The 24,955-nt window shown below is 62.2% G+C and carries 19 protein-coding genes; 13 read left to right on the top strand and 6 right to left on the bottom strand.

All coding sequences use genetic code 11. From position 1 onward, the window contains the following. Positions 1–39: 39 nt before the first annotated feature. The 4 genes from HNP33_RS01155 (at position 40) to HNP33_RS01140 (ending at position 7,837) form a co-directional block, all read left to right on the top strand. Complete coding sequence (locus tag HNP33_RS01155; RefSeq protein ID WP_184704386.1) at positions 40–4,254, top strand: YhdP family protein; 4,215 nt, start codon at positions 40–42, stop codon at positions 4,252–4,254. A gap of 92 nt (positions 4,255–4,346) precedes the next feature. Next, the gene (locus HNP33_RS01150; protein ID WP_184704384.1) at positions 4,347–5,162 is read left to right on the top strand and encodes a carbon-nitrogen hydrolase family protein; all 816 of its coding nucleotides are present in this window, start codon (positions 4,347–4,349) and stop codon (positions 5,160–5,162) included. After that, the gene (locus tag HNP33_RS01145; protein WP_233464203.1) at positions 5,156–7,201 is read left to right on the top strand and encodes a two-component system sensor histidine kinase NtrB; all 2,046 of its coding nucleotides are present in this window, start codon (positions 5,156–5,158) and stop codon (positions 7,199–7,201) included. Before HNP33_RS01150 ends, HNP33_RS01145 begins: the two co-directional genes overlap by 7 nt. Positions 7,202–7,207: 6 nt before the next feature. After that, positions 7,208–7,837, top strand: coding sequence for a response regulator transcription factor (locus tag HNP33_RS01140; protein WP_184704382.1), 630 nt, complete (start codon positions 7,208–7,210; stop codon positions 7,835–7,837). A 107-nt stretch (positions 7,838–7,944) separates the two neighbouring features. Here HNP33_RS01140 and HNP33_RS01135 read toward each other — a convergent pair whose 3' ends face one another. Beyond that, the gene (locus HNP33_RS01135; RefSeq protein WP_184704380.1) at positions 7,945–8,589 is read right to left on the bottom strand and encodes an OmpA family protein; all 645 of its coding nucleotides are present in this window, start codon (positions 8,587–8,589) and stop codon (positions 7,945–7,947) included. A gap of 163 nt (positions 8,590–8,752) precedes the next feature. Then, positions 8,753–8,881, bottom strand: a complete 129-nt coding sequence (locus HNP33_RS21160) for a hypothetical protein (RefSeq protein ID WP_267906693.1) — start codon at positions 8,879–8,881, stop codon at positions 8,753–8,755. Between HNP33_RS21160 and HNP33_RS01130 the strand changes: the two genes are divergently transcribed. Further along, positions 8,880–10,046, top strand: a complete 1,167-nt coding sequence (locus HNP33_RS01130; protein ID WP_418903811.1) for a murein transglycosylase A — start codon at positions 8,880–8,882, stop codon at positions 10,044–10,046. The two genes, HNP33_RS21160 and HNP33_RS01130, sit on opposite strands and share 2 nt — an antisense overlap. Before the next feature lie 102 nt (positions 10,047–10,148). Here HNP33_RS01130 and HNP33_RS01125 read toward each other — a convergent pair whose 3' ends face one another. Both HNP33_RS01125 and HNP33_RS01120 read right to left on the bottom strand, forming a co-directional pair. After that, on the bottom strand, positions 10,149–10,607 hold the full coding sequence (locus HNP33_RS01125) for a DUF4124 domain-containing protein (RefSeq protein ID WP_184704376.1): 459 nt from the start codon (positions 10,605–10,607) through the stop codon (positions 10,149–10,151). A 45-nt stretch (positions 10,608–10,652) separates the two neighbouring features. Next, a complete protein-coding gene (locus HNP33_RS01120; protein ID WP_184704374.1) occupies positions 10,653–11,162 on the bottom strand; it encodes an Lrp/AsnC family transcriptional regulator in 510 nt (169 codons plus the stop codon). Between the two features lie 214 nt (positions 11,163–11,376). Between HNP33_RS01120 and HNP33_RS01115 the strand changes: the two genes are divergently transcribed. The 6 genes from HNP33_RS01115 (at position 11,377) to HNP33_RS01090 (ending at position 21,195) form a co-directional block, all read left to right on the top strand. Then, entirely contained in the window at positions 11,377–11,532 is a 156-nt protein-coding gene (locus tag HNP33_RS01115) for a hypothetical protein (protein WP_184704372.1), read from the top strand. After that, positions 11,532–15,128, top strand: a complete 3,597-nt coding sequence (locus HNP33_RS01110; RefSeq protein ID WP_184704370.1) for an indolepyruvate ferredoxin oxidoreductase family protein — start codon at positions 11,532–11,534, stop codon at positions 15,126–15,128. Before HNP33_RS01115 ends, HNP33_RS01110 begins: the two co-directional genes overlap by 1 nt. Before the next feature lie 316 nt (positions 15,129–15,444). Then, a complete protein-coding gene (yajC, locus tag HNP33_RS01105; RefSeq protein WP_184704368.1) occupies positions 15,445–15,777 on the top strand; it encodes a preprotein translocase subunit YajC in 333 nt (110 codons plus the stop codon). 68 nt (positions 15,778–15,845) lie between these two features. Then, positions 15,846–17,738 carry a protein translocase subunit SecD gene (gene secD / locus HNP33_RS01100; RefSeq protein ID WP_184704366.1) on the top strand — a complete coding sequence of 631 codons (1,893 nt, stop codon included), beginning with the start codon at positions 15,846–15,848 and terminating at the stop codon, positions 17,736–17,738. Between the two features lie 11 nt (positions 17,739–17,749). Further along, positions 17,750–18,700 carry a protein translocase subunit SecF gene (gene secF, locus HNP33_RS01095; RefSeq protein WP_184704364.1) on the top strand — a complete coding sequence of 317 codons (951 nt, stop codon included), beginning with the start codon at positions 17,750–17,752 and terminating at the stop codon, positions 18,698–18,700. A 110-nt stretch (positions 18,701–18,810) separates the two neighbouring features. After that, a complete protein-coding gene (locus HNP33_RS01090) occupies positions 18,811–21,195 on the top strand; it encodes a DUF1631 family protein (RefSeq protein ID WP_325064890.1) in 2,385 nt (794 codons plus the stop codon). Between the two features lie 21 nt (positions 21,196–21,216). Here HNP33_RS01090 and dprA read toward each other — a convergent pair whose 3' ends face one another. Further along, positions 21,217–22,395 (bottom strand): DNA-processing protein DprA, encoded by a 1,179-nt coding sequence (gene dprA / locus HNP33_RS01085; RefSeq protein WP_184704362.1) that lies wholly within the window; start codon positions 22,393–22,395, stop codon positions 21,217–21,219. A gap of 37 nt (positions 22,396–22,432) precedes the next feature. After that, positions 22,433–23,659: a LysM peptidoglycan-binding domain-containing protein gene (locus tag HNP33_RS01080; RefSeq protein ID WP_184704360.1), complete on the bottom strand. Its 1,227-nt coding sequence runs from the start codon at positions 23,657–23,659 to the stop codon at positions 22,433–22,435. A gap of 173 nt (positions 23,660–23,832) precedes the next feature. On the opposite strand from HNP33_RS01080, the gene def reads away from it, so the two are divergent. Beyond that, positions 23,833–24,354 (top strand): peptide deformylase, encoded by a 522-nt coding sequence (gene def / locus HNP33_RS01075; RefSeq protein ID WP_184704358.1) that lies wholly within the window; start codon positions 23,833–23,835, stop codon positions 24,352–24,354. 1 nt (position 24,355) lies between these two features. Further along, on the top strand, positions 24,356–24,904 hold the full coding sequence (locus HNP33_RS01070) for a hypothetical protein (RefSeq protein ID WP_233464196.1): 549 nt from the start codon (positions 24,356–24,358) through the stop codon (positions 24,902–24,904). Positions 24,905–24,955 lie beyond the last annotated feature (51 nt).

The following is a 24,955-nucleotide window of genomic DNA, read 5'->3' as shown; positions in this document are numbered from 1 at the left end:
ATAATTCTTCTTTCCCCTACTGATTGGACTTCATTGACTGTGCGCGCGTCCCGACTGCTGCGGCCTCTTGCCAAGCTGGCGCAATGGGCCTTGAGGCTTTTGCTGGCAGCGGCATTGCTTCTGGCGTTGGCCGTGGCGGCGTTGCACTGGTGGATTGTGCCGCGTATCAATGACTTTCGCCCGCAAGTGGAATCCCGCCTGTCGCAATTGCTGGGCGTGCCGGTGCGCATCGAATCGCTGCAGGCCGATGGCGACAACGGTCTGGTGCCCGCCATTGCAGCGCGAGGGGTGCAGCTGCTGCAACCTGATGGCGCTGCTGGCCTTGCGTTGCCCGAGGTCAAGGTGGCCTTGTCAGTGCCGTCACTGCTGCGGCTGCGGGCCGAGCAGATCGCCATTCTTGCGCCGCAATTGGTGGTGCAGCGCACCGCTGATGGCGCCCTGCATGTAGCAGGCATTCCTGTGGTGGCGTCGGGCCAGGGCGACTCCAGCGGCGCGGCCGACTGGCTGTTCCGCCAGCGCGAAGTGGTGCTGCAGGGAGGCAGCGTGGTGTGGGACGACCAAATGCGTGGCCTGCCGCCGGTCACGCTGCGCGATGTGAATATCCTGCTGCGCAACCCCGGCCTGCGCCACGAGTGGCAGATCAGCGCCCGCCCGCCTGCCGACTGGGGCGATGTGCTGGAGCTGCGCGGCCGCATGCGCCAGCCCATCTGGGCGTTGCATGATGGCAACTGGAAGCACTGGAGCGGCCAGCTCTATGCCGAGGCCAAGCAGCTCAATGCCGCCGCCATGGCCCCTTACCTGCCGCCTTCGGTAGGTCTGCAGCAGGGGCTGGGCTCAGCGCGCCTGTGGGTCGATGTGGAGCGCGGCCAGATCAAGAACGGAACTGCCGATGTGGCGTTGCGTGATGTGGGCATGCGGCGCAATTTTTCGCTTTTTGAAGAAAAAACTGCTTCTGGCGCACAACCAACCAACGCCAATAGCTCCAAAAACAATAGCAAATCAGCAGATGAAACACCGGTCTTGCTGCTGCGGTCGGTGCACGGACGGCTGGGGGGAAAGGCTGATGAGACCGGTTTTCGCCTTTTTACCGACAAGCTGGCCGTGGAATCGGCCCAGGGCCAGCAGTGGCCCGGTGGCAGTATGCGCATCAACCATGTGTATGCGCAAGGCAAGCAACCCAGCGAGACGGAGGCGAGCGCGCAATCACTCGACATCGCCTCCTTGGCAGAGCTGGCGCGGCTGTTGCCCGTTCCTGTCAATGTGCGTCAGTGGCTGGTGAGCAACCGACCTGCAGGCCTGATCCGCGAGGCCTCTGCGCACTGGCGCGGGGATGCCGACAAGGTGGAAGACTGGCATGTCAAGGCCGATGTGGCCCAACTGGCCTTTGGCATACCGGCAACGCCAGCGCGCGCGAATGCACCGCGCGACGAGCATGGCGGCCTGGTACTGGGTGCGCGCGACGCGCATTTTGGGCTGCGCGGCCTCGATCTGGTGGTAAACGCCAGTGCGGCAGGGGGCGAAGCGACCGTGCGCTTTGCCAATGGGGCGCTCTACCTGCCCACGGTGTTTGAGGAGCCGCTGCTGCCGATTACCGCAGCGCACACCCAGCTGAGCTGGACGGTGGCGGGCGACCAGATCCAGATGCAGTCGGAAAAGCTGGAATTTGCCAATCCGCACGCTGCAGGCCATGCGCGCTGGTCCTGGCACACGGCTGATCCGGAAAAATCGGGGGCAAAGTCTCGTTTTCCCGGTATTTTGCAGCTCAAGGGGGCGCTGGAGCGCGCTGACGGCACCATGGTGCATCGTTATCTGCCGCTGCACATTCCGCCTGATGCACGCCACTATGTACGCGACGCCATTCTGGCGGGCCAGGCCAGCAATGTGCAGTTCGAGATCAAGGGCGATTTGTGGGACGTGCCTTTCCGCGAGCGCGGCCAGGGCGTTTTCCGCATCACGGCCCCGGTGCGCGATGTGCGCTACGCCTATGTACCCGCATCGCACCTGCAGCCGGGCGAAAAGCCCTGGCCGGAGCTCAGCCGCCTCTCGGGCGAGCTGGTGTTTGACGGCCCGGGTATGCAGGTCAACCAGGCCAAGGGCATTCTGGACGGCAACGAGCGCATTCGTGTGGAGCAAGCCACGGCAAGGATTGCAGACTTTCACGACACCATGGTCGCGGTCAACGCCCGTGCGCGCGGCCCGCTGGCCGATATGTTGAATACGGTGCGCAAATCGCACATCGATGCGCTCACCGATGGCGCGCTGGCGCAGACGCAGGCCGACGGCGACGCGCAGTTGCAGCTCAAGCTCGATCTGCCGGTGCACCATATGGAAAAGGCCAAGGTGGATGGCAAAGTGTTGCTGGCGGGCAACCGCATCCAGTTCCACAGCGATGCGCCCGAGGTGCAGCAGGTCAGCGGTGCGGTGCAATTCTCCGAACACGGTTTTGCGTTGCAGGATTTGAAGGGCCAGGCGCTGGGCGGCGCGGTGCAGTTTGCGGGCGGCATGGACCTGAGCAAACTCCCTGCGGGCGCCGACCACGGCCCGGCAGTGGATGTGCGCGCCAGCGGCATCGCCACCACGGAAGGCTTGCTGCAGGCGAAGGAGCTGGGGCCCGCCGTGCAGCTGGCCCGGCTTGCGCAAGGGCAGGCCGCTTACCAGCTGCGCATCAGCATGGCGCGTGGCATTCCGCTGGTGGATGTGCGCAGTGATCTGCAAGGTATGGCGCTGAACCTGCCGCCGCCGCTGCAAAAAGCCCCGGCTGAGAGCTGGCCCATGCATTTTGCATCCACGGTACCGGAAAGCGCAGGCCCTGCCGGGCAGAGCCCTGTGCGCGAAACCATTGATTTTGATCTGGCCGGCCGGGCGCAGGTGCGCTATGTGCGCGAATGGGGAGCGGATGCGGCGGCACCGGCCAAGGTGGTGAGCGGCGCCATTCGCCTGGGAGCGGGGGCCCTGGCCCTGCCTGCCAAGGGCGTGGCAACTGAAATCGAGCTGCCCCAGCTGGATGTGCAGGCCTGGCAGACCGCGCTGCAGCGCCTGGGCACGGGGGCGGCCCAGGTCTCGACACGCAGCGAGGGCAGCAATAACGACCTGGTCACCAACTACCTGCCTGACCACTGGGATGTTCGTGTGGGTGCGCTGCAGGTGCGGGGCATTGAGGTGCAGCAGCTGCAGGTGCGCGGCTCCCGCAGCGGAGATCGCTGGAGCAGCGAAGTGCGCTCCAGCCTGCTCGACGGTCAGTTGGACTATGTGCAGGAGAAGGGCGGCCCCGGCACCGTGCGCGCGCGCCTGTCGCAATTGCGGGTGGACAAGAAAAGCAGTGATGACAGCAAGGCGCCAGCCGCAGAGGAAGACAGCCATGAGCAGCCGCGGCGCCTGCCGGCGCTTGACATCGTGGTCGATGATCTGCGCTGGCACGGCCACTCTGTCGGTCGGCTGGAGCTGCGGGCCAGCAACCGCAGCCAGGGCACGCAATCGTGGTGGCACCTGCAGCAGATGGTGCTGAGCAACGACGCCGCCAGTCTGCAGGCCAGCGGAGACTGGGGGAGCGTCCAAGCGGGGGCCGTCGGGCCGGCGGCGCAGGGCGCACGCCGCACGCAGCTCGACATGCGGATCGATTTGAAGGACACGGGCGATCTGCTGCGGCGTCTGGGCATGCCGGGTGTAGTCAGCCGGGGCAAGGGCGTTCTGCAAGGGCGCATTGCGTGGACAGGCAGCCCGCTCAGCCCCGATTACAACAGCATGGATGGCAAGCTGCATGTGGATGTTGGCCAGGGCCAGTTCCTGAAGGTGGAGCCAGGCATCGCCAAGCTGCTGGGCGTACTGAATCTGCAGGCCCTGCCGCGCCGTCTGACCCTCGATTTCAAGGACATCTTCAGCGCCGGGTTCGGTTTTGATTTTGTGCGTGGCGATGTGGACATCCATGATGGCCTGGCATCCACCACCAACCTGCAGATGAAGGGGGTTACGGCGGCCGTGCTGCTGGAAGGCAAGGCCAATCTGCGCGATGAAACCCAAAACCTGCATGTGGTGGTGATACCCGAGCTCAATACCACCACCTTGTCGCTGGTGACGACGGCCATCAACCCCATCATCGGCATCGGCAGCTTTCTGGCGCAGGCTCTGTTCAAGGGGCAGATCACGCAGGCGGTGACGCAGCAGTTCGAGGTCTCGGGCTCATGGGCAGACCCGGAGGTGCGGCGCATTCAGCGTGCCGCTGCAGCGGACAAGCAGACGGCCGAGCCTTCGCATTGAGAATCTGCCCCATCTCCCGCTCCTGAGTGGTCGCGCGGATAATCAAGGCATTCCGCAGATTTGTTTGAACCTTGCCAGGACACTTTGCCGCCATGAAAGTTGCCGCCCTTCAGATGGTGACCAGCACCCGCTGGGATGCCAACCGCGACCAGGCCTGGGCGCTTCTGCAGCAGGCAGCGCGCGCCGGGGCCGAATTGGCTGTTCTGCCCGAGTATTTCTGCCTGATGGGGCACAAGGATACGGACAAGCTGGCGCTGGCCGAGCCCCTGGGCCACGGCCCCATGCAGCAGTTTCTGGCGGACAGCGCGCGCGAGTTGGGTGTATGGATCGTGGGAGGCACGCTCCCGTTGCAGGGGCCGGATGCGCAGCATGTGTTCAACAGCAGCCTGGTGTTCAACCCGCTGGGCGAGCGGGTGGCGCGCTACGACAAGATGCACCTGTTCTGCTACTCCAACGCCAACGAGGCGTATGACGAGCACCGCGTCATCGCCCCGGGGCGCGAGCCGGTGTTCTTTGACCTGGCAAGCCGGGACGGCCAGATCTGGCGCGTTGGCCTGTCGGTGTGCTATGACTTGCGATTTCCGGAGCTGTACCGCCTGCATGCCCAGGCGGGAGCGCAACTGCTGCTGGTGCCCAGCGCCTTCACCTACACCACGGGCCAGGCGCACTGGGAGCTGCTGCTGCGGGCCCGGGCGGTCGAGAACCTGAGCTATGTGCTGGCGGCCGCGCAGGGCGGCACGCATGACAACGGTCGCCGCACCTGGGGGCACAGCATGGCCATCAACCCCTGGGGCGAGGTGATGGCCATGCAGGCGAGCGAGGCTGGCGTGGTGCTGGCCGATCTGGACTGGGCAGCGCAGCAGCAGTGGCGTGCCCAGCTACCTGCCCTGCAGCACCGCGTATGTTGATGACCGTTTGGGCGCGCTGGACTGCCCAGCGCTGGCACTACAGCTGGCGGCGCTGGTCGCTGTGGCTGCTGCTGGTGCTGCTGGTGGCCGGTATGCTGGTGATGCAGGTGTGGCTGGCCGGGCGCTACGAGGTGTCCGAAGTGCAGCAGCGGCTGGACCGCGAAGCGGCCGATGCGGTGGCCGACATCCGCACCACGTTCAACAGCAATATCAACCGCCTGCGCACCATGCCGCGCTATGACAGCGACGTGATGGCCTGGCAGCTGACGGCTGCCGACATGCTGCGCAACCACCGCGATCTGGCGCATATCGAATGGCGCAATCCGCAGATGCAGATCGAAGCGAGCGAGGAGTCACCTTACCTGAATCTGCAGTGGTCCAGCATCGACCGCACCGGCGCCAACACGGAGAGCAACACCGCCTGCATGCGTGCGCAGCGCTCGGGCAGCGCTTCGTATGCGGGCAGCTATTTTCTGTCGCAGGGCAACGGCACCGGGCTGGAGCTGCTGGAGCTGTGCACCCCGGTGCAGACCGGCGAGCGTCTGCACGGTTTTGTGGTGGTGACCTACATTCTGCAGAACGTGCTGACCGATCTGGTGAGCGAGAATTTCCGCCGCAACCACGAGCTGTCGTTCACCGAGCCCGATGGCACGCGCCTGGCGATCGTGAGCACGCCCCGGCGCGGTACGCGTGTGTTCACCGCCACGCAGCTGCTGGATCTGCCGGGCGCCACGCTGATGCTGCGCATCGACAGCTGGCATGCGGCGGCCAATGTCTTTCCCAATGTGCTGACGGCGCTGGTGACGGGCATGTCGATCGCACTCGTGACCGTGCTGGTGGTGCTGGTACGCGACAACCGCAGGCGCCTCAAGGCCGAGCGCGATCTGGGCGATGCGCTCGCCTTTCGCAAGGCGATGGAGGACTCGCTCGTTACCGGGCTGCGCGCGCGCGACCTGCAGGGCAAGACCACCTATGTGAACCCGGCTTTTTGCGAAATGGTGGGCTTTACGGCAGAGGAGATTCTGGACCCCAGCCGCTCCACGCCGTATTGGCCGCCCGAGCTGGCGCCGGAGTATGCGCGGCGCCAGCGCATTCGCCTCTCGGGCCAGTTGCCGCCTGCGCGCGAGGGCTATGAATCGACCTTCATGCGCAAGGACGGTGTGCGCTTTCCCGTGCTCATTTTCGAGGCGCCGCTGATCAATGCCGCAGGCCTGCATACTGGCTGGATGAGCGCTTTTGTCGACATGAGCGAGCAGCGCCGGGTGGAGGAGCTCTCGCGGGCGTCGCAGGAGCGGCTGCAGGCTACGGCGCGGCTGGCCACGGTGGGCGAGATGGCGTCGCTTTTGAGCCACGAGTTGAACCAGCCGCTGGCTGCCATATCCAGCTACGCCACCGGCACGCTCAATCTGCTGCCCGACGATGTGCCTGCCCAGGAGTTGCAGGCGCATCTGCCCGATGTGCGCATGGCGGTGCAGCGCATGGCCTTTCAGGCCGAACGCGCGGGCCGCGTGATCAAGAGCGTGCACGATTTTGTGCGCCGCCGCGGGCAGGCGCGCGAGCTGGTGCCTCCGCAGGAGCTGCTCGATGCCGTGCTGCCGCTGGTGCGCCTGCAGGGGCGTAAACTGCAGGTGGAAGTGGTGGCCGTGCTGGCACCGAATGTCCCTGCCGTGTATTGCGACCGCACCATGGTCGAGCAGGTGCTGCTCAACCTCAGCCGCAATGGCATGCAGGCCATGGATTTTTCAGGATGCGAGCTGCGGCTTTTGCGCATGGATGTGCGCCTTGCAAGCACACAGGGCGATGCCGCTGGCCGCACCTGGGTGGAGTTTGCCGTGACGGACTGGGGTGTAGGAATTTCCGGCGAAGTGGCGCAGCAGCTGTACACGCCGTTCTTCACCACCAAGGACGAGGGCATGGGCCTGGGCCTTTCGCTGTGCCGCACGGTGGTGGAGCAGCACGGCAGCCACCTGGTTCACCATGACAACAGCCCGCAGGGCACGATATTCAGCTTTACCTTGCCGACCTGGCGCAATGATTGAGAGACGATGCAACCGCTTGTGAACGCCACCGTATATATCGTTGATGATGACGCCGAAGTGCGCGAAGCGCTTGCCTGGTTGCTGCGCTCGCGCCGTCTGCTCAGTGAGGGATTTGCGTCGGCCGAGGCGTTTGAAGCCATGCTGCAGGCGCGCCCGGTGCAGAAGGACCCGGCCTGTGTGCTGCTGGATGTGCGTATGCCCGGCATGAGTGGGCTGGCCCTGTTTGACCGGTTGGTGGAGCAGGGCGCGGTTGCTGCGATGCCGGTGATCTTTCTCACCGGCCATGCCGATGTGCCCACTGCGGTGGCCACCGTCAAGCGCGGTGCCTTTGATTTCTGCGAAAAACCGTTTTCCGACAACGCCTTGGTGGACCGCGTGGAGCACGCCTTGCACGCATCTGCCGCGCACCTGGAAGCGCTGCGCGGGCAGCAGCAGGTACGCGAGCGCGTGGCCGATCTCACCGACCGTGAGCAGGCCGTCATGCGCCTGGTGATTGACGGTCTGCCCAACAAGCTGATCGCCGACGAGTTGGCCATCAGTGTGCGCACGGTTGAAGTGCACCGGGCCCGCGTGTTCGACAAGATGATGGTCAAGTCAGCGGTGGAGCTGGCCAACCTGTTGCGCGAATTGACCTGAACGCAGGGCACCGCTGGCGGTGCAGGCATCAAAAAAGGAGCGCCTTTGGCGCTCCTGGGTGGAAGGTAGGCATGTGCTGCGGCTGCAGCAACAGCGGCGGCCAGCGGTTATTGCTGCACTTCGCCCACAAAGATTTCGACGCGGCGGTTGCGTGCACGGCCTTCGGCGGTGTCGTTGGTCGCAATCGGCTGGCGCGAGCCCATGCCTTGCACCTGAATACGGCCGCCGTTGACGCCGCGCGAGGTCAGGTAGTTGCGCGTGCTTTCAGCGCGGGCGAGCGACAGCGGGTCGTTGATGCCATCGTTGCCGGTGCTGTCGGTATGGCCGATGATGCGCACCTGGGCGTTCTGGTTGTTGCGCAGGCCTTCGGCAAAGCGATCCAGGATGGGGGCGAAGTTGCCCTGGATGTCAGAGCGATTGGTCTGGAACGAGATATCACTCGGGATATCGAGCTTGAGCTGGTTGTCCTGCGTCTGTGTCACGGTCACGCCGGTGCCCTGCGTGGCCTGCTCCATCTCGCGCTTTTGCTTTTCCATGTGCTGCGACCAGATGTAGCTGCCCAAGGCCCCCACACCCGCGCCAATCACGGCGCCCTTGCCTGCGTGGCCGCCAGCGATGGCGCCAATGGCGGCACCGCCCAGGGCACCGACGCCAGCACCGGTTGCGGTGGTGCGCTGGGTGTCCGACATATTGGCGCAGCCACTCAGAATCGCCAGGCTGGCAATGACAGGAACCAGGATTTTTTTGCTCATTGTGGAACTCCTTATCAAGTTGGGCGCGGCCTCCAGCGGGCCTGCACCTTGGAGCCAAATTGTGAGCGCACCAGCATGCAAATGCCAGCTACAAAGCTTAAAAATGGTAAAAACGACGGTAACGAGCGGCACTGTCCTACGGATGGCGGGTATCTGCCAAAGCCTACTTGCGCGGAGGCTGCTCATCTTTGCGTACGATTTCCCCTTTTTTGCGACCGGCAAACATCGTCCACCAGACGATCGCCACCAGTATGACCAACGCCAATAGCGCCTCCAGCAATATCAATCCCATGGGTTCTCGTTCCTTACGTACGCTGTGGATGGTTGCCATTGTAGGAATTCTGTCTGCCTGCTCCACCCAAGTCCCTCTGGAGGAGCCGACCTCCCGGCCACCAGTTTCTGGCAGCATCGAGGTGCCGCCGCCCGATGCCAACGAGCCTTTGCCTGCGCCCATCCAGCAGGCAAAAAGCCGCTGGGTGCCGGTGCACTGGTCATCCGTGCCGGGGCTGGAGCAGGACAACCTGGCCGATGCCTGGAACGCCTGGATCAAGAGCTGCGGTCGCCCTCCGGCACCGTTTGCCCAGTTCTGCTCGGAAGTGCGGCGCATGAGCATGGCCACCACGCAGGAGCAGCGCGAATGGATGGTGGCGCGCTTTCAGCCCTACCGGGTCGAGTCGCTCGATGGCAACCCGGACGGCATGCTGACCAGCTATTTCGAGCCCATGCTTGATGGCGCGCGCCAGCCGGGCAATGGCTACTCCATCCCGCTGTACAAGGCGCCTGCCAGCCTGGGGGCGCGCAAGCCCTGGTACAGCCGCCAGCAGATCGATACCCTGCCGCAGGCCCAGGCCGAGCTGCAGGACAAGGTGATCGCCTGGGTGAGCGACCCGGTGGACGCAATGGTGCTGCATATCCAGGGATCGGGCCGGGTACGGGTGCAGGAGGCCGATGGCTCGGTGCGCATGATCCGTGTGGCCTATGCAGCCACCAATGACCATCCCTACAAGAGCATTGGCAAATGGTTGCTGGACCAGGGCCTGGTGCGCGACGCCACCTGGCCGGGCATCAAGGCCTGGATCGCCGCCAACCCCGCGCGCATCAACGAGCTGCTGTGGAGCAATCCGCGCTATGTGTTCTTCAAGGAAGAGCCGCTGTCTGCGCTGGACGCCGAATTCGGCCCCAATGGCGCGCAGGGCGTGCCGCTGACGCCGGGCCGCTCCATTGCGGTGGATCGCGCCAGCATTCCCTACGGCACACCGGTGTGGCTGTCTTCCACCGGGCCGACCGTGCAGCTCAACCGGCTGGTGATGGCGCAGGACACGGGCAGCGCCATTTTGGGGGCGGTGCGCGCAGATTACTTTGCGGGCTGGGGCCACGAGGCGGGTGATTTCGCGGGCCGCGTCAAGCAGCCGCTACGTCTGTGGGTGCTGTGGCCCCGCCATCTGGCCAAGCGCTGAAATGCTACTGAATAAATAGCTTTTGGTGCTCACTCCTTGAGCGCTACCGGCTATTTCGATAGATGCTCTCTTGAATCTGGCCGGCTGATGGGGTGAAGGGCCTTATTGCGAAGCCTGGTGTTTTTTGTACGCCGCCACCCAGGTGTCCATGCAGGCCTGCATGCATTCCATGTGGGTGGCGAGTTCGGCTAGCTCTTTTTTGCAGGCAGTGAAAGCCGCTTGCGGGTGCGTTTGTTGCAACCGCGCATAGACGGTACGGCCCGCCTGTACGCATAGGTTGGCGGCGGGCTCCTCCTTGGTTGCGGTGGCAGCAGCGGGTTGGGCGCCCGGTTGGGCCGCCTTGGGAGCTGCGGCATCGGGCCGGTGGTGCTGGTTGATTTGCGTCTGGGTCGCGCTGGCGGCGCAAGGCGTTTCCTGGAAGGCCACTTTGCCATCGGATTGCTTGCACTGGTAGATGGAGCCAGCGTGCGCGCTGGCGAGCGCGGAGCTACTGGCAAGAATCATCAAAAAAGATAGCGTATGGCGCTTGATGGATGTGAAGAGCTCGGCTTTTTCTTGCATGGCGATGCCTGTGGACAGACCTTGTCTCGCCCATGCCGGACCGAGTCATCGCACCGGCTTGTGGGGAGGAAGCGTCTTGTTAGTAGGTGTAACAGGTAATGGTAGCGCACTGCTGGCCTTCACTTCTCCCAAAGAGAAGGTGGTGTGCACGTCCTTGACGTTGGGGAGCCGCAGCAGCACATTGCGCACGAAACCGGAAAAGCTCTCCAGATCCTTGGCCACCACCTGCAGTTCGAACGTGCCCGCGCCGCTGATGTAGTGGCAGGTCGTTACCTCGGGCAGCAGGCGGATCGACTCTTCCATGCGCTCGGTGATGTCGGCCGTGTTCTGCGCCGCATCCACCCGTACAAAGGCCAGCACGCCCAGGCCGAGCTTGTGGCGATCGAGCGTGGCGTGGTAGCCGGTGATGTAGCCAGCTTCCTCCAGCGCTCGCACGCGGCGCCAGCAGGGCGCGGCCGACAGGCCTACGCGCTGGGCCAGCTCAGCGTTGGTAAGGCGGGCGTCATTTTGCAATTCTTGCAATATCGCCCAGTCAAATTTGTCAAGTTGATTCATTTGTGGTTAGTTTAGAGCAAGATTCTTTCAAAAACTAGGGAAGCCCCGGCAAGAAAAAGAATACTTTATCCACGCGCTTGCCCGTACACTGCAGCGGAGAAAGGTGTGGTGTTTTGCCGCACCCGCCGGCCTTGGTGCCGGCCCCATCTACACCCCCACAAAAACCTGAAGAGCCACAAGCCGATATCAGGAGATCTCCACAGGAGACAAGACGATGAATGCCTCACTACCAGAACACATCCGCAAGGCGCTGGAAAGCGTAACGCTCGATGACAACCTGCAACGCGGGTTGCAACACAAAAACGCAGCGGGCGGCGTAGCCGCACGTGGCGTATTTGGCGACGAGCTTGTTTGCCAAGGAGGTGTGTGATGAACGCTTCACTACCAGAACACATCCGTAAGGCGCTGGAAACCGTCTCGCTCGACGACAAATACGCGTTGGATCATGGCCGCGCCTTCATGAGCGGTGTGCAGGCTCTGGTGCGCCTGCCCATGCTGCAGCGCCAGCGCGATGCACTGCAGGGCCTGAACACGGCAGGTTTCATCAGCGGCTACCGTGGCTCGCCCCTGGGCGGTTACGACCAAGCGCTGTGGGCCGCCAAGAAGTACTTGAAAGAGAACCACATCGAGTTTCAACCCGGCGTGAATGAAGAGCTGGGCGCCACCGCCGTCTGGGGCACGCAGCAGCTGGATCTGTACCCACAGAGCAAGAAGTTCGATGGCGTGTTTGGCATCTGGTACGGCAAGGGCCCGGGTGTGGATCGCAGTGTGGACGTGTTCAAGCATGCCAACATGGCCGGCACGGCCAAGCACGGTGGCGTGATTGCGCTGGCCGGAGACGACCACATCAGCAAATCATCCACCGCTGCGCACCAAAGCGACCACATCTTCAAGGCCGTGGGCTCGCCGGTGTTCTTTCCCTCCAGCGTGCAGGACATTCTGGACATGGGGCTGCACGCATTTGCGCTCAGCCGCTTTGCCGGTGTCTGGTCGGGTATGAAGACGATCCAGGAGATCGTCGAATCCTCGTCCAGCATTTTGGTCGACCCAGACCGCGTGAACATCATCACGCCCGACGATTTTGTGATGCCGCCCGGCGGCCTGCACATCCGCTGGCCCGATGCGCCACTGGAGCAGGAGGCGCGCCTGATGGACTACAAGTGGTATGCAGCGCTGGCGTATATCCGCGCCAACAAGCTCAACTACAACGTGATCGAAACCAGGCAGGACCGCTTTGGCATCATCGCCAGCGGCAAGGCGTTCAACGACACGCGCCAGGCGTTGGTTGATCTGGGCCTGGATGACGACACCTGCCGCCAGCTGGGCATTCGTCTGCACAAGGTGAATGTGGTCTGGCCGCTGGAGGCATCGATCACGCGCGACTTTGCCATGGGTCTGCAGGAAATCCTGGTGGTGGAAGAAAAGCGCCAGGTCATCGAGTACCAGCTGAAGGAAGAGCTGTACAACTGGCGCTCCGACGTGCGCCCGAACGTGCTGGGCAAGTTCGACGAAACCGACGGCGACAACTCTGGCGGCGAATGGTCGGTGCCCAACCCCAGCGCCCACTGGCTGCTGCGCCCCAAGGCCGATCTGACGCCCGCCATCATTGCGCAGGCCGTCGCCAAGCGCCTCAAGAAGCTGGGCGTGCCCGATGACATCGTGCGCCGCATGGATGCGCGCCTGGAAATCATTGCCGCACGTGAAAAAGGCTTGATTGAGCTCAAGCAGGACAGTGGCGACCGCCTGCCCTGGTTCTGCAGCGGCTGCCCGCACAACACCAGCACCCGGGTGCCCGAAGGCAGCCGCGCCGTGGCCGGCATTGGCTGCCACTACATGGTCAACTGGATGCCTGACCGCAACACCAGCACCTTCACGCAAATGGGCGGAGAAGGCGTTACCTGGGTCGGTCAGGCGCCATTCACCACCGACAAGCACATCTTCTCGAACCTGGGCGACGGTACTTACTTCCATAGCGGGCTGCTTGCCATCCGCCAGAGCATTGCATCGGGGGTGAACATCACTTACAAGGTGCTGTACAACGACGCCGTGGCGATGACCGGCGGCCAGCGCGTGGGCGAGCGCCCCGAAGGCCATTCGGTGCTGCAGATCATGACCAGCCTGTTGTCCGAGGGCGTCAAGAAGCTGGTGATCGTGACCGACGAGCCGCAAAAGTACGATGGCGTCAAGCTGGGCGAAGGCGTCACCGTGCACCACCGCGACGAGCTGGACCGCATTCAGCGCGAGTTCCGTGAGATTGCGGGCACCACCGCCATCATCTACGACCAGACCTGCGCCACCGAAAAGCGCCGTCGCCGCAAACGCGGCACCATGGCCACGCCGGACAAGACCGTCGTCATCAACGAAGCGGTGTGCGAAGGCTGCGGCGACTGCTCGACCAAGTCGAACTGCCTGTCGGTGGAGCCGGTCGAAACCGACTTCGGCCGCAAGCGCAAGATCAACCAGAGCACCTGCAACAAGGATTTCTCCTGCGTCAACGGTTTTTGCCCCAGCTTTGTCACCATCGAAGGCGGCAAGCTGAAAAAAGCCAAGAAAGAGCAGAAGGGTGACCTGAGCAAGCTCCCGCCCCTGGCCGAGCCACTGCTGCCCAACGCCACGCAGGCCTGGGGCATTGTGGTGGCGGGTGTGGGTGGCACGGGGGTGATCACGATCGGATCGCTCCTGGGCATGGCTGCGCACCTGGAAGGCAAGGGCGTGGTCACGCAGGATGCGGCAGGCCTGGCCCAGAAGGGCGGCTCCACCTGGAGCCACATCCAGATCGCCAATTCGCCGGATGCCATCTACACCACCAAGGTGGACACGGCCAAGGCCGACCTGATCATCGGCTGCGACCCGATCGTGGCCGCCACCAAGACCACCCTGGCTGCCATGCAGCAAGACCGTACCTTTGTGGCGCTCAACACCCACAACACGCCAACGGCGGCATTCGTGCACAACCCGAACTGGCAGTTCCCCGAGGCGAGCTGCGAGGCGGCCATTCTGGCGGCTGTGGGGCAGGACGGCGTGGGCATGTTCGATGCCGAGCACATCGCTACCCAGGCGCTGGGCGACAGCATCTACACCAACCCGCTGATCCTGGGCTACGCCTGGCAAAAGGGCCGCGTGCCGCTGTCGCACGCTGCGCTGATGCGCGCCATGGAGCTGAACGGCGTGCAGGTGGACAACAACAAGGCGGCATTCGAATGGGGGCGCCAGTGTGCTGTCCATCTGTCGCAAGTGCAATCCATGTTTGCTGCGCAGCAGGTGATCCAGCTGGTCAAGAAACCTTCGCTGGAAGAGCTGGTGACCAAGCGCGTGGCCTTCCTGACCGATTACCAGGATGCCGCCTACGCTGCCGATTACCAGGCGTTCGTCAACAAGGTGCATGCCGCCGAGGCGCAATTGGGCACCGGCACCCGCCTGTCGCAGGCCGTAGCGCGTTACCTGTTCAAGCTGATGGCATACAAGGATGAGTACGAGGTGGCGCGCCTGCATACCAGCCAGGAATTCACCGACAAGATCGCCAGCATGTTTGAAGGCGACTACAAGATCGTGCACCATCTGGCGCCTCCGCTGACGGCAGCGAAGAACGACAAGGGCGAACTGGTCAAAAAAGCCTACGGCCCCTGGATGCGCAAGGCCTTTGGCGTGCTGGCTGGGCTCAAGGGCCTGCGTGGCGGCGCGCTGGATATTTTTGGCCGCACTGAGGAGCGCCACATGGAGCGGGCCCTGATCCAGGAGTACCGCGACTGTGTGGAGGAACTGCTGCGTGGCCTCCATGCCCAGAACCTGGCGCTGGCGGTAGAGATTGCCAGCATCCCCGAAGACATCCGCGGCTACGGCCATGTGAAGGAGCGCCATCTGGTGGCTGCCCGCGCCAAGTGGCAGCAATTGCTGCAGCGCTGGCGCAATCCGGCGGAAGTGGGCCAGGGGGCTGGCAGCGATGCCCGGCAGCCGGCCCAGGTCTGATGCCGCGAGCGCGTGTGATGAAAGGCTGCCTCTGGCAGCCTTTTTCGTCGCGTGGGGACTGCTGATGCGGTGACAAATTTGTCACCCTCCATGAATGGCTGCCCGCTGCCTGCAGGGGAGGGAGGCGCTGGGTGCCTTACCGCTATTGGCCGCCATTGAATAGCGGGGTGGCACAAAACCTGCTTAATTCCATGAAAAACAGAGGAAAAACCGCCCCAGGTGCAGGTATTGCCATCACCGCGAGGAAAGCGCACGCATACAATGCCTATCTTTGGGTCGCCGAGACTGGCGCCTGCATCTACGTTTGGAGCTTCATTTGTTTATCTCTTCCGCTTTTGCCCAGACTGCCCCGGCTGCCGCTGCTTCGGGTGGCATGACCTCGACCCTCACCAGCATGCTGCCTTTGGTGCTGATGTTCGTGGTGCTCTATTTCCTGATGATCCGTCCTCAGATGAAGCGCCAGAAAGAGCATCGCTCCATGATTGATGCGCTGGCCAAGGGCGACGAAATCGTCAGCTCTGGGGGCTTGGTCGGTCGCGTGGCGGGCCTGAACGAGCAGTTCGTGCAACTGGAACTGGCCGAAGGCGTGGTGGTGCAATTGCAGCGCAGCGCCGTTGTACAGGTGCTGCCCAAAGGGACCCTGAAGTAATCTCCGAGAAAACAGATGTGGCGCAGCATGGCTGCGCCTTGTATTTTGTGTAAGGTTAAAGCGCGATCATGAACCGTTATCCGGTCTGGAAGTACGCGATCATTGTGATCGCGCTTCTGGTGGGGATTATTTATACCCTGCCGAACTTTTTTGGTGAGGCGCCTGCCGTGCAGGTCGCCTCGGTCAAGGCCACGGTGCCCGTGGATGCGGCGCTTGAGAAGCGCGTGGAGTCGCTGCTGGCTGATGCAGATGTGAAGCCGCTGTCGATTGTGCTGGATGGCGGATCGATCCGCGCCCGCTTTGACAAGGAAGACGAGCAGCTCAAGGCCAAGGGCGTGCTGGAAAAGGCGCTGATCCCCGATGCCTCCGACCCCGCCTATGTGGTGGCGCTGAACCTGATTTCGCGCTCGCCCGCGTGGCTGACGGCGCTGCATGCCAAGCCCATGTACCTGGGCCTGGATTTGCGTGGTGGTGTGCACTTCACCTTGCAGGTGGATATGCAGGCAGCCGTTACCAAGCGGATCGAGACCCTGACCAGCGACGTTCGTCTGGCACTGCGCGACAAGAAGATTCGTCATGGCGGCGTGAACCGCGAAGGCCAGTCGCTGGAAGTGCGCCTGCAAGACGAGGCGACTGCGACCACGGTGCGCAACCTGATTGCTGACACCATGCCCGACCTGCAGGCCAGTGTGAACAATGCTGGCGGTACCTACACGGTGCGCGCAAACATCAAGCCCGAATCGCTGCGCAGCGTGCAGGAGCAGGCGCTCAAACAGAACATCACCACCCTGCACAACCGTATCAACGAACTCGGTGTTGCCGAGCCAGTGATCCAGCAGCAGGGTGCAGACCGTATCGTGGTGCAGTTGCCCGGCGTGCAGGACCCTGCGCAGGCCAAGGACATTCTGGGCCGCACGGCGACCTTGGAAGTGCGCATGGTGGACGAGAGCTCCGAAGCGCGCTCGGCCGAAATGGGCTCGGGCCCCGTGCCATTTGGCTCCGAAAAATACAACGACCCCAACGGCCAGCCGATTGTGGTGAAAAAGCAGGTCATCCTGACGGGTGAAAACCTGAATGACGCCCAGCCCGGCTTTGACAGCCAGACGCATGAGGCGACGGTGAATCTGACGCTGGACGGCAAGGGGGCAACGATCTTCAAGGATGTGACCCACGAGAACATCGGCAAGCGCATGGCCATCCTGCTGTTTGAAAAGGGCAAGGGCCAGGTAGTGACCGCCCCGGTGATCCGCTCCGAAATCAGTGGTGGCCGCGTGCAGATCTCGGGCCGGATGACAACCAAGGAAGCCAGCGACACGTCGCTGCTGCTGCGTGCCGGCTCGCTGGCAGCGCCCATGGAAATCATCGAGGAATACACCATCGGTCCGAGCATGGGCAAGGAAAACGTCGAAGCCGGTATCAAGAGCGTGGTGGGTGGTTTTGTGGCCATCGCCATCTTCATGTGCCTGTACTACATGGTGTTTGGCGTGATCTCCAGCATTGCACTGGTGGTGAATCTGCTGCTGCTGATGGCAATCCTGTCGATGCTGCAGGCGACGCTCACCCTGCCGGGTATCGCCGCCATGGCCTTGGCCATTGGCGTGGCCATTGACTCGAACGTGCTGATCAACGAACGCGTGCGAGAGGAGTTGCGTGCAGGTGCTTCGCCGCAATCGGCCATCCACGCGGGTTACGAGCACGCATGGCACACCATTTTGGACTCGAACGTGACGACCTTGATCGTGGGCCTGGCGCTCTTGGCGTTCGGCTCCGGCCCGGTGCGCGGTTTTGCCGTGGTGCACTGCATCGGTATCCTGACCAGCATGTTCTCTGCAGTGTTCTTCTCGCGCGGCCTCGTCAATCTCTGGTACGGCTCGCGCAAGAAACTCAAGAGCGTGTCGATTGGTCAGGTGTGGAAGCCCGAAGGTGAGGACCACCGTTCCGTGGCCTCGATGAAGCGATAAGGAGGAAGAAAATGGAATTCTTCCGTATTAGAAAAGACATCCCATTCATGAAATACGCGTTGGTGCTCAACGCGATTTCCGTCATCACCTTTGTTCTGGCGGTGTTCTTCCTGACCACGCGCGGTCTGCACCTGTCGGTGGAGTTCACCGGCGGTACAGTCATGCAGGTGGCCTACCAGCAGCCTGCAGATGTGGGCAAGATCCGCGAGCAGGTCGGTGCCCTGGGTTACCAGGATGTGCTGGTGCAGAACGTTGGCAGTGCTGACCGGGTGATGATTCGCTTGCCCATTGAAAAGGGCGTGACTTCGGCGCAACAGGGCGAAAAGGTCATGGCGGCACTCAAACAAGCTGATTCCAGCGTGACCTTGCAGCGCAGCGAATTCGTTGGCCCCTCCGTAGGGGAAGAGCTGGTGCACGGCGGCCTGATGGCGCTGGGCATGGTGATTCTGGGGATCGTGATCTATCTGGCGATCCGGTTCGAGTGGAAGTTTGGCGTTGCGGCTGTCATCGCCAACTTGCACGACGTGGTGATCATCCTGGGCTTCTTTGCGTTCTTCCAGTGGGAGTTTTCGCTATCGGTACTGGCAGGTGTGCTGGCGGTGCTGGGCTACTCGGTCAATGAGTCGGTGGTGATTTTTGACCGGATCCGTGAAGCTTTCCGCAAGTTCCGCAAACTCGATACGCATGAGGTGATTGACCACGCCATCACCTCCACCATGAGCCGTACCATCATTACCCACGCTTCAACCGAAGCCATGGTGCTTTCGATGTTCTTTTTTGGTGGCCCGAGCCTGCATTACTTTGCATTAGCTCTGACTATCGGTATCCTCTTTGGTATTTACTCATCGGTTTTTGTGGCAGCAGCCATTGCGATGTGGTTAGGTGTCAAGCGGGAAGACTTGGTCAAGCAGACCAAGAAAGAGCATGACCCCAACGATCCCAATGCTGGCGCCACGGTGTGACAACTTAGGCTTGCACAGACCAGTCGAGCAAAATGCATTTCCAACAGGCAGGCGTTTTGCTTGGGACTGAGTTGCGCGGGTCGCAATAACATTAACGCATCGGGAATCCTGTGGCTGTCGCTCCATCGCATCAACGCATCTGGCAAATCAAATTGGCCCGGCAGGCGCGATTGCGATTTGTGGGGGGGCTATGTGCCGGGCTGCCGGCGGTGGTTCTGCAGCTGAGAAAACAACTGGCCGCAACCCTGGCCAAGCCGCTGGCCGAATCCGGGCGCACCCATGTGGCATTGAGTGACGCGTTGGCAAAGCTGGAACGGCATGAACAAGCCTGGATAGAGGGGGCCACCAAGCTCTTTCGACAAAGCTTGCTGACTGGAGAGGCCCAGGATGTGCCTTCCTCCTCCTCTAGCCTGATGCTGGAGCTGGTCAGCGATGAGGCCATGAATGGCAAGATTTTTGCCTCGCGCCTGTCTGCCCAGGTATTGGAAGCCGTAGCACCGGCCTTTGACAGCGTTCGCAGGATCACCCAGTTTCTGGAGGGTGAGGAGCTGGGGGCAAGCGACATTCTGCGGCCCGAGACCTGGTGCCTGAAATTGGTGGAGGCCTGGGAGAGTGCTGGCTTGGACCGCTCCACGCTCGATATGCTGCGCCCCGAACTGCTGGAGCGCGTCACCGAGATGGGCGTGAAGAGCTACGCGGGTGTGCAGCAGTATTACGATGAACAGAATGCAGCCACCGAAGAGGATTTGAAAAACAGCCGCATCAAGCGAACGGAAGGTGAAGCTGCTGGCAATGGCGGTGCACAGGTAGGAAACATGGGGCCGCAAGTGGCAGCTGTTTCGGCAAACATGGCTGCCGCAGGTGCAGGGCTGCCTACCGGAGTGGCGCCAATGGTGCCTTCGTTTGCGCCAGCCGGACAGGGAATGGGCGCGATCGCTGCTGCAAGGCAGAAGGCGACTGGGGTGCTTGCCCAGTTGCGTGGCTTTCTGGGAGGGCTTGCGGGCCCGGCAGGGGGCCGAGTCATGGTGGGTGGTGGCGGTGGCGGTACTGGCGGTACCGGCCCAAGCACGGGCCAGGGCGAGGGTGCTGTACTGATTTCCCCTGCGTTGCAGCAGGCGCTGATTGCGCAACCTACGCTGATGGAGTCGGCCTGGTTCAACACCGGTCCGGCCCCAAGCCAGTATGGCGCCGCGCATGTCATTGCGCCTGTCGCCATGGCTGCTCGCCAGCAATCGTCGTCGCTCAAGAGCGTTGCAACGTCTGATGAAGAAAAGGCGATTATTGAAATCATCGCCTTGATGTTTCAAAGCATCTTGAACGAGGATCGCATTCCTGCAGGCATTCGCATCTGGTTTGCGCGGTTGCAGGTGCCGGTATTGCGTGTGGCGCTGGCCGAACCGGCATTTTTCAATGACATGGAGCACCCGGCTCGCCAGTTGATTGATCGCATGGGCGCCTGCGTGCTGGGGTTTGAGGCGTCGGCTCTCAGCGGAACCGCTCTGGAGGCCGAAGTCAAGCGCGTTGTGCAGGTGATTGAGCAATACCCCGAAACGGGTAGCCGCGTGTTCCAGCTGGTGCTCAAGGAGTTCCAGAAATTCCTCGAAAAGAATCTGACCGAGCACACACCCAAGGCCCAGGAACTGGTGAGCCTTGCGCAGCAGATAGAGCAGAAGGAAACGCTCGCCATTCAGTACACGATCCAACTGCGCGACATGTTGCTGGATATGCCGGTGGATGGCGACATACGCGAGTTTCTGTTCAAGCAATGGTCTGATGTTCTGGCCATGTCGGCGATCCGCTTTGGTGTGGAGCATGAGAACACCAAAAAATTCAAGCAGGCCGCATTGGATCTGGTGTGGTCTGCCTCTGCCAAGCCCAGCAAGGAAGAGCGGGCCAAGGTCATCCGCCAGCTTCCCGTGTTGCAGACTGTTCTGCGTCAGGGCTTGACATTGGCGGGTGTTCTGAACGAGCGGCAAGATGAGTTGGTCAAAGCCTTGATGGATATTGTTGCCGGAGCGTTTCTAGCCAAGACCAACGAGATTCCTCGAGAACGCATCGATGCCATGGCTGAGCGCCTGGCCCATCTGGAAGATGCGCTGGATGAGGTGGTGACAGAAGAATATCCACTCAGTGCAGAGAGCATCGAATTGATGCTGGGCATCGATACCAGCGCGATCCAGGTGATTGCCGACAATGGAACGGAAGTGCAGAAAGAAGTGCTGGAGTGGGCCAAACACCTGGCGCTGGGTCATTGGTTCATGCTGGACCACAATGGCAGCCCCATGCAGGTGCAATATGTCTGGCACAGCGAGCGCAGGCAGCTGCAGCTGTTTGCGGCCCTGAGCGGCGTGTATTTTCTATTTCAGCTGCGCCGCATGGGCAATTACCTGCAATCGGGTTTGCTGGCACCACGCGATGCGGAAGGCATTACCGCCCGCGCGGCCCGCGATGCCTTGGCCAAGATCGAAGCCAACCCCGAGCGCCTGTTGCAGTAGCGCAGTCGTGCGGTCGGTGGGTCAGCCGCTGGCCTGGCGCTGGTACAGGCCGCCTGGCAGGCGCGCTATCTGGCCTTGCAGCTCCAGATCCAGCAACTGGATCTGCAAGGTTGGGACATCCCAGCCTGTCCTGGCCGACAGGCTATCCAGATCTGCTGGTTCATAACCCAGGGCTGCAAGCAATGGGTTGCTTTCGGGCTGCTGGTTGTTGGGCGCGGCTGTGCCGAGCTTTGGAGCGTCAGAAGCCGGATTGCCTGGGTTGGGTTTGAGGAGCGCTGGCAACTCCTCCAGAATGTCGGCCACTGTTTCGACCAGCTTGGCCCCTTGCCGAATCAACGCATGGCAGCCCTTGCTTTGGGGTGAGTGGATGGAGCCAGGAATGGCGAACACTTCGCGCCCTTGTTCGTTGGCCAGGCGCGCGGTTACCAGCGAACCGGACTCTGGCGCGGCTTCGACCACCAGCGTGCCCAGTGCCAAGCCGGAGATGATGCGGTTGCGTTTGGGAAAATTCTGCGCCAGCGGTGGCGTGCCCAGGTGGTATTCGCTCACGATCAGTCCGCGCTCCGCAACCTGCTGAGCCAATGCATGGTTGTGCTTGGGGTAGACGCGGTCAATGCCTGTGCCGATCACGGCGATGGTTGTCGGGGTTTCAAGAGGCGGTGCAGCCAGAGCACCTTGGTGCGCAGCCGTATCAATACCCAGCGCCAAGCCGGACACCACACTCACGCCTTGGCTAACAAGTGCGTGAGAAAAAGCATGGGCGTTGGCATTGCCCTGCGCAGTGGGAGTGCGGCTGCCAACAATCGCCAGGGATTTGTCCGGCCAGGCCTTGAGCAAACCTTCTGTGCCAAACCATTGTTCATGCCCCAGCGCGTAGAGCAGCACCGGAGGATCGGCGGTTTCCAGCAGGCGGCCCGGGTAGTCCGGGTCGCCCAACGTGATGATGTGGCGCCGCAGCGACGATGATGGCGCCGCAAACAGCCAGGCGCAGGTCGCTGTTTGCAGACTGCGGATGGCATCCGATGGCTGGAGCAGGGCTTGCGCCTGGTTTGCGGAGATGCAGGATTGCAGCGCCGATGCGGGCTGCGCCAGAATCCGTGCTGGAAGGCCAAACTGTGCCAGCAGGCGGCGAACGGATGTGTTGCCCAGGCCGGGCGTTGCCGTCAGTTGAATCCAGTCGCGCAGTGCTTGTTCATTCATGGTTCAAGGGCTGCGCGACGGGTGGAGAGCGTACCTGTCAGGGGCGATAGTCGGGCGAGATGAGGGCGTCGCCCACCTTCACGCCTTCCTTGGCTTCCAGGATCAAGGCATAGGACACCTTGTCAAAGGTGCGGAACACCATGGCCAGGCCATTGACCTCATTGGGCAGCTTGATCACGGTCTGGTCGTTATCCGTCTTGTCCTTGATACGGGCGCCGCGCGTCATCAGGCGGAAGACGTGGCCCAACTCCACACCGTCTGCCTGGCCGCGGTTGATGGCGATCACGTTGTTTCGGGCGGCGTAAGCCACGGAATTGCTGCCGTAGATCGACAACACGCTGCCTTGCAGGTGCTCATCAGGCGCGTGGGGCACGTAGCTCGTCACCTGCAGGCGCGGCATGGGCAGCAGCTTGTCACCAATGCGGATTTCTTCCTTTACCGAGGTGACATCAAGCGATGCCGGTACGGGGTCGGTGTGCTGGCGGCCCTTCACATCCAGCGTGGTTTCCTGGCGTTCGCCGGCCACCAGCTGCACCTTGCCCAGATACTGTGCTTCGTAGCCCAGGATGGCGCCGGTTTCCGGATCTTTCATAGGCACCGCGCTGCGGAAGACACGGTAGAACTGCCGCTCCTGGCCCATTTCCAGCGAGTTGTCGGCCGAGCGTCCATACACCCGATCGCCAGGGGAGAGCAGGGCGCGCTCCTGGGTGGCGCCCACCAGGCGTGGCGCCTTTTCACTTTCGCCCTCTGCCAGTACCTCGGGCTCTACCAGGAAGGCTTCGATCAGGCGCTGGTTCACGGCAGGCAATGCATTGCCAGACAGGCTTTCGCTGCGCACGCGCGGAGAGATGCGGATGACTTCATCCTCGCCGCTGCGCGAAGTGACGAGGCGCGCAAAGCCATCCTTGCGCTCCAGGTACAGGGTTTGGCCCGGGTAAATAAGGTGCGGATTGGCAATGGTCTTGAGGTTCATGCCCCACAGCTCGGGCCAGCGCCAAGGCTGCTTCAGATACATGCGCGAGATATCCCACAGCGTATCGCCGCGTTTGACCACATAGGTTTCGGGCGCGTTGGCCGCCAGATCGTTTTCAGGAATGCCTTGCGATGCCACTTTCTGGGCGGTGCTGCGCTGCTGGGCGCTCACAGGCAACTGTGACGCTGGCGTTGCCGCGAAACTGGTAATGAAGGCCGATGCGATGGCTGTTGCAACGGCGGTGGTGCGCAGATGGCGGAACAGTGGCTGGGTTGGCGTAGATGCTGGCATTGCCGGGTGACTCCCTCACAGGCGCTGGCGGGCTGCAAGCCGTCCAGCGTTCAATCGTTTGTAATTCACTCTGATTCTCGGGCCAAGCCCTTGATCGATCAATGATTATTGCAAGCCAGGCGGGCATTGGCGAGCAAAAGTGGCGAAAATAACGACATTCACAGACCAAATCCATGACAATTCTGCCGATTCTTTGCTATCCCGACCCCCGTCTGCACAAGGTGGCCAAACCTGTTGCAGCGGTGGACGACCGTATCCGCACGCTCACCCAGGACATGCTGGCCACCATGTATGACGCCAGCGGCATTGGCCTGGCGGCCACGCAGATCGATGTGCACGAGCGTGTCATCGTCATCGATGTGTCCGAAGAGCGCGACCAGCCCATGGTCATCATCAATCCGGAAATTCTCTGGGCCAGCGATGAAAAGCAGGTGGGCGATGAGGGCTGCCTGTCGGTGCCCGGCATCTACGATGGTGTCGAGCGCTCGGTGGCCGTCAAGATCAAGGCGCTGAACGAAAAGGGCGAAAGCCGTGAGATCGAGGCCGAGGGCCTGCTGGCCATCTGCATCCAGCATGAAATGGATCACCTGATGGGCAAGGTGTTTGTCGAATACCTCTCGCCGCTCAAGCGCAATCGCATCAAAACCAAGCTGGTCAAGCAGCAAAAGCGCGATCTGGCAGACGCGAAGGGCTGAGATGCACACGCCCCTGAGCCATCGCACTGCGTACTTTCAGGCGGCGGGCCGACGTCCGGCAAGCCTGCTGCACAGGTTGTGCGTGGTGTTGGCGGCGGGGCTGTTGCTTGCTGGCTGTGTCTATCCCACACAGTTCAAGCCGGGTGATAGCACGCAGGCCGTGCAGGCCAAGCTGGGCGCGCCGTTTTCGGTGGTCAAAACCGATGATGGGGGTGAGCGGTGGCTCTACTCTACCCAGCCCATGGGGCGAGAGGCCTTCCAGTTGCGCTTTGGTGCCAATGGCCAGTTGCAGTCGACGACACAGGTGTTGACGGCCGAGAACTTTGGCGCCATCCGCAACGGCCAGTACACCGAGCAGCAACTGCTGCAGGATTTTGGGCCGCCGATGGAAGTCACGCAGGTTTACAGTTTCAAGGGCCGCGTCTTTACCTACCGCTTCTGGGACAATAACATCAAGCGTTTTGCGCATGTACACATTGATCCTCAGGGCGTTGTGCAAAAGCTGATGTTCATGGACGAGCCCACGCCTGAGCCGCGCCAGCGCGATTAACAAGCGGCTTGCAGCCATTGTGCAAGCCAGCCGATGACAGTGGCTTTGCGC

Source organism: Comamonas odontotermitis, assembly GCF_014207855.1.
Classification (GTDB): domain Bacteria; phylum Pseudomonadota; class Gammaproteobacteria; order Burkholderiales; family Burkholderiaceae_C; genus Comamonas; species Comamonas odontotermitis_A.
Note: the sequence above shows the minus strand (reverse complement) of the source record. Positions and strands in the feature narration are given on the sequence as shown.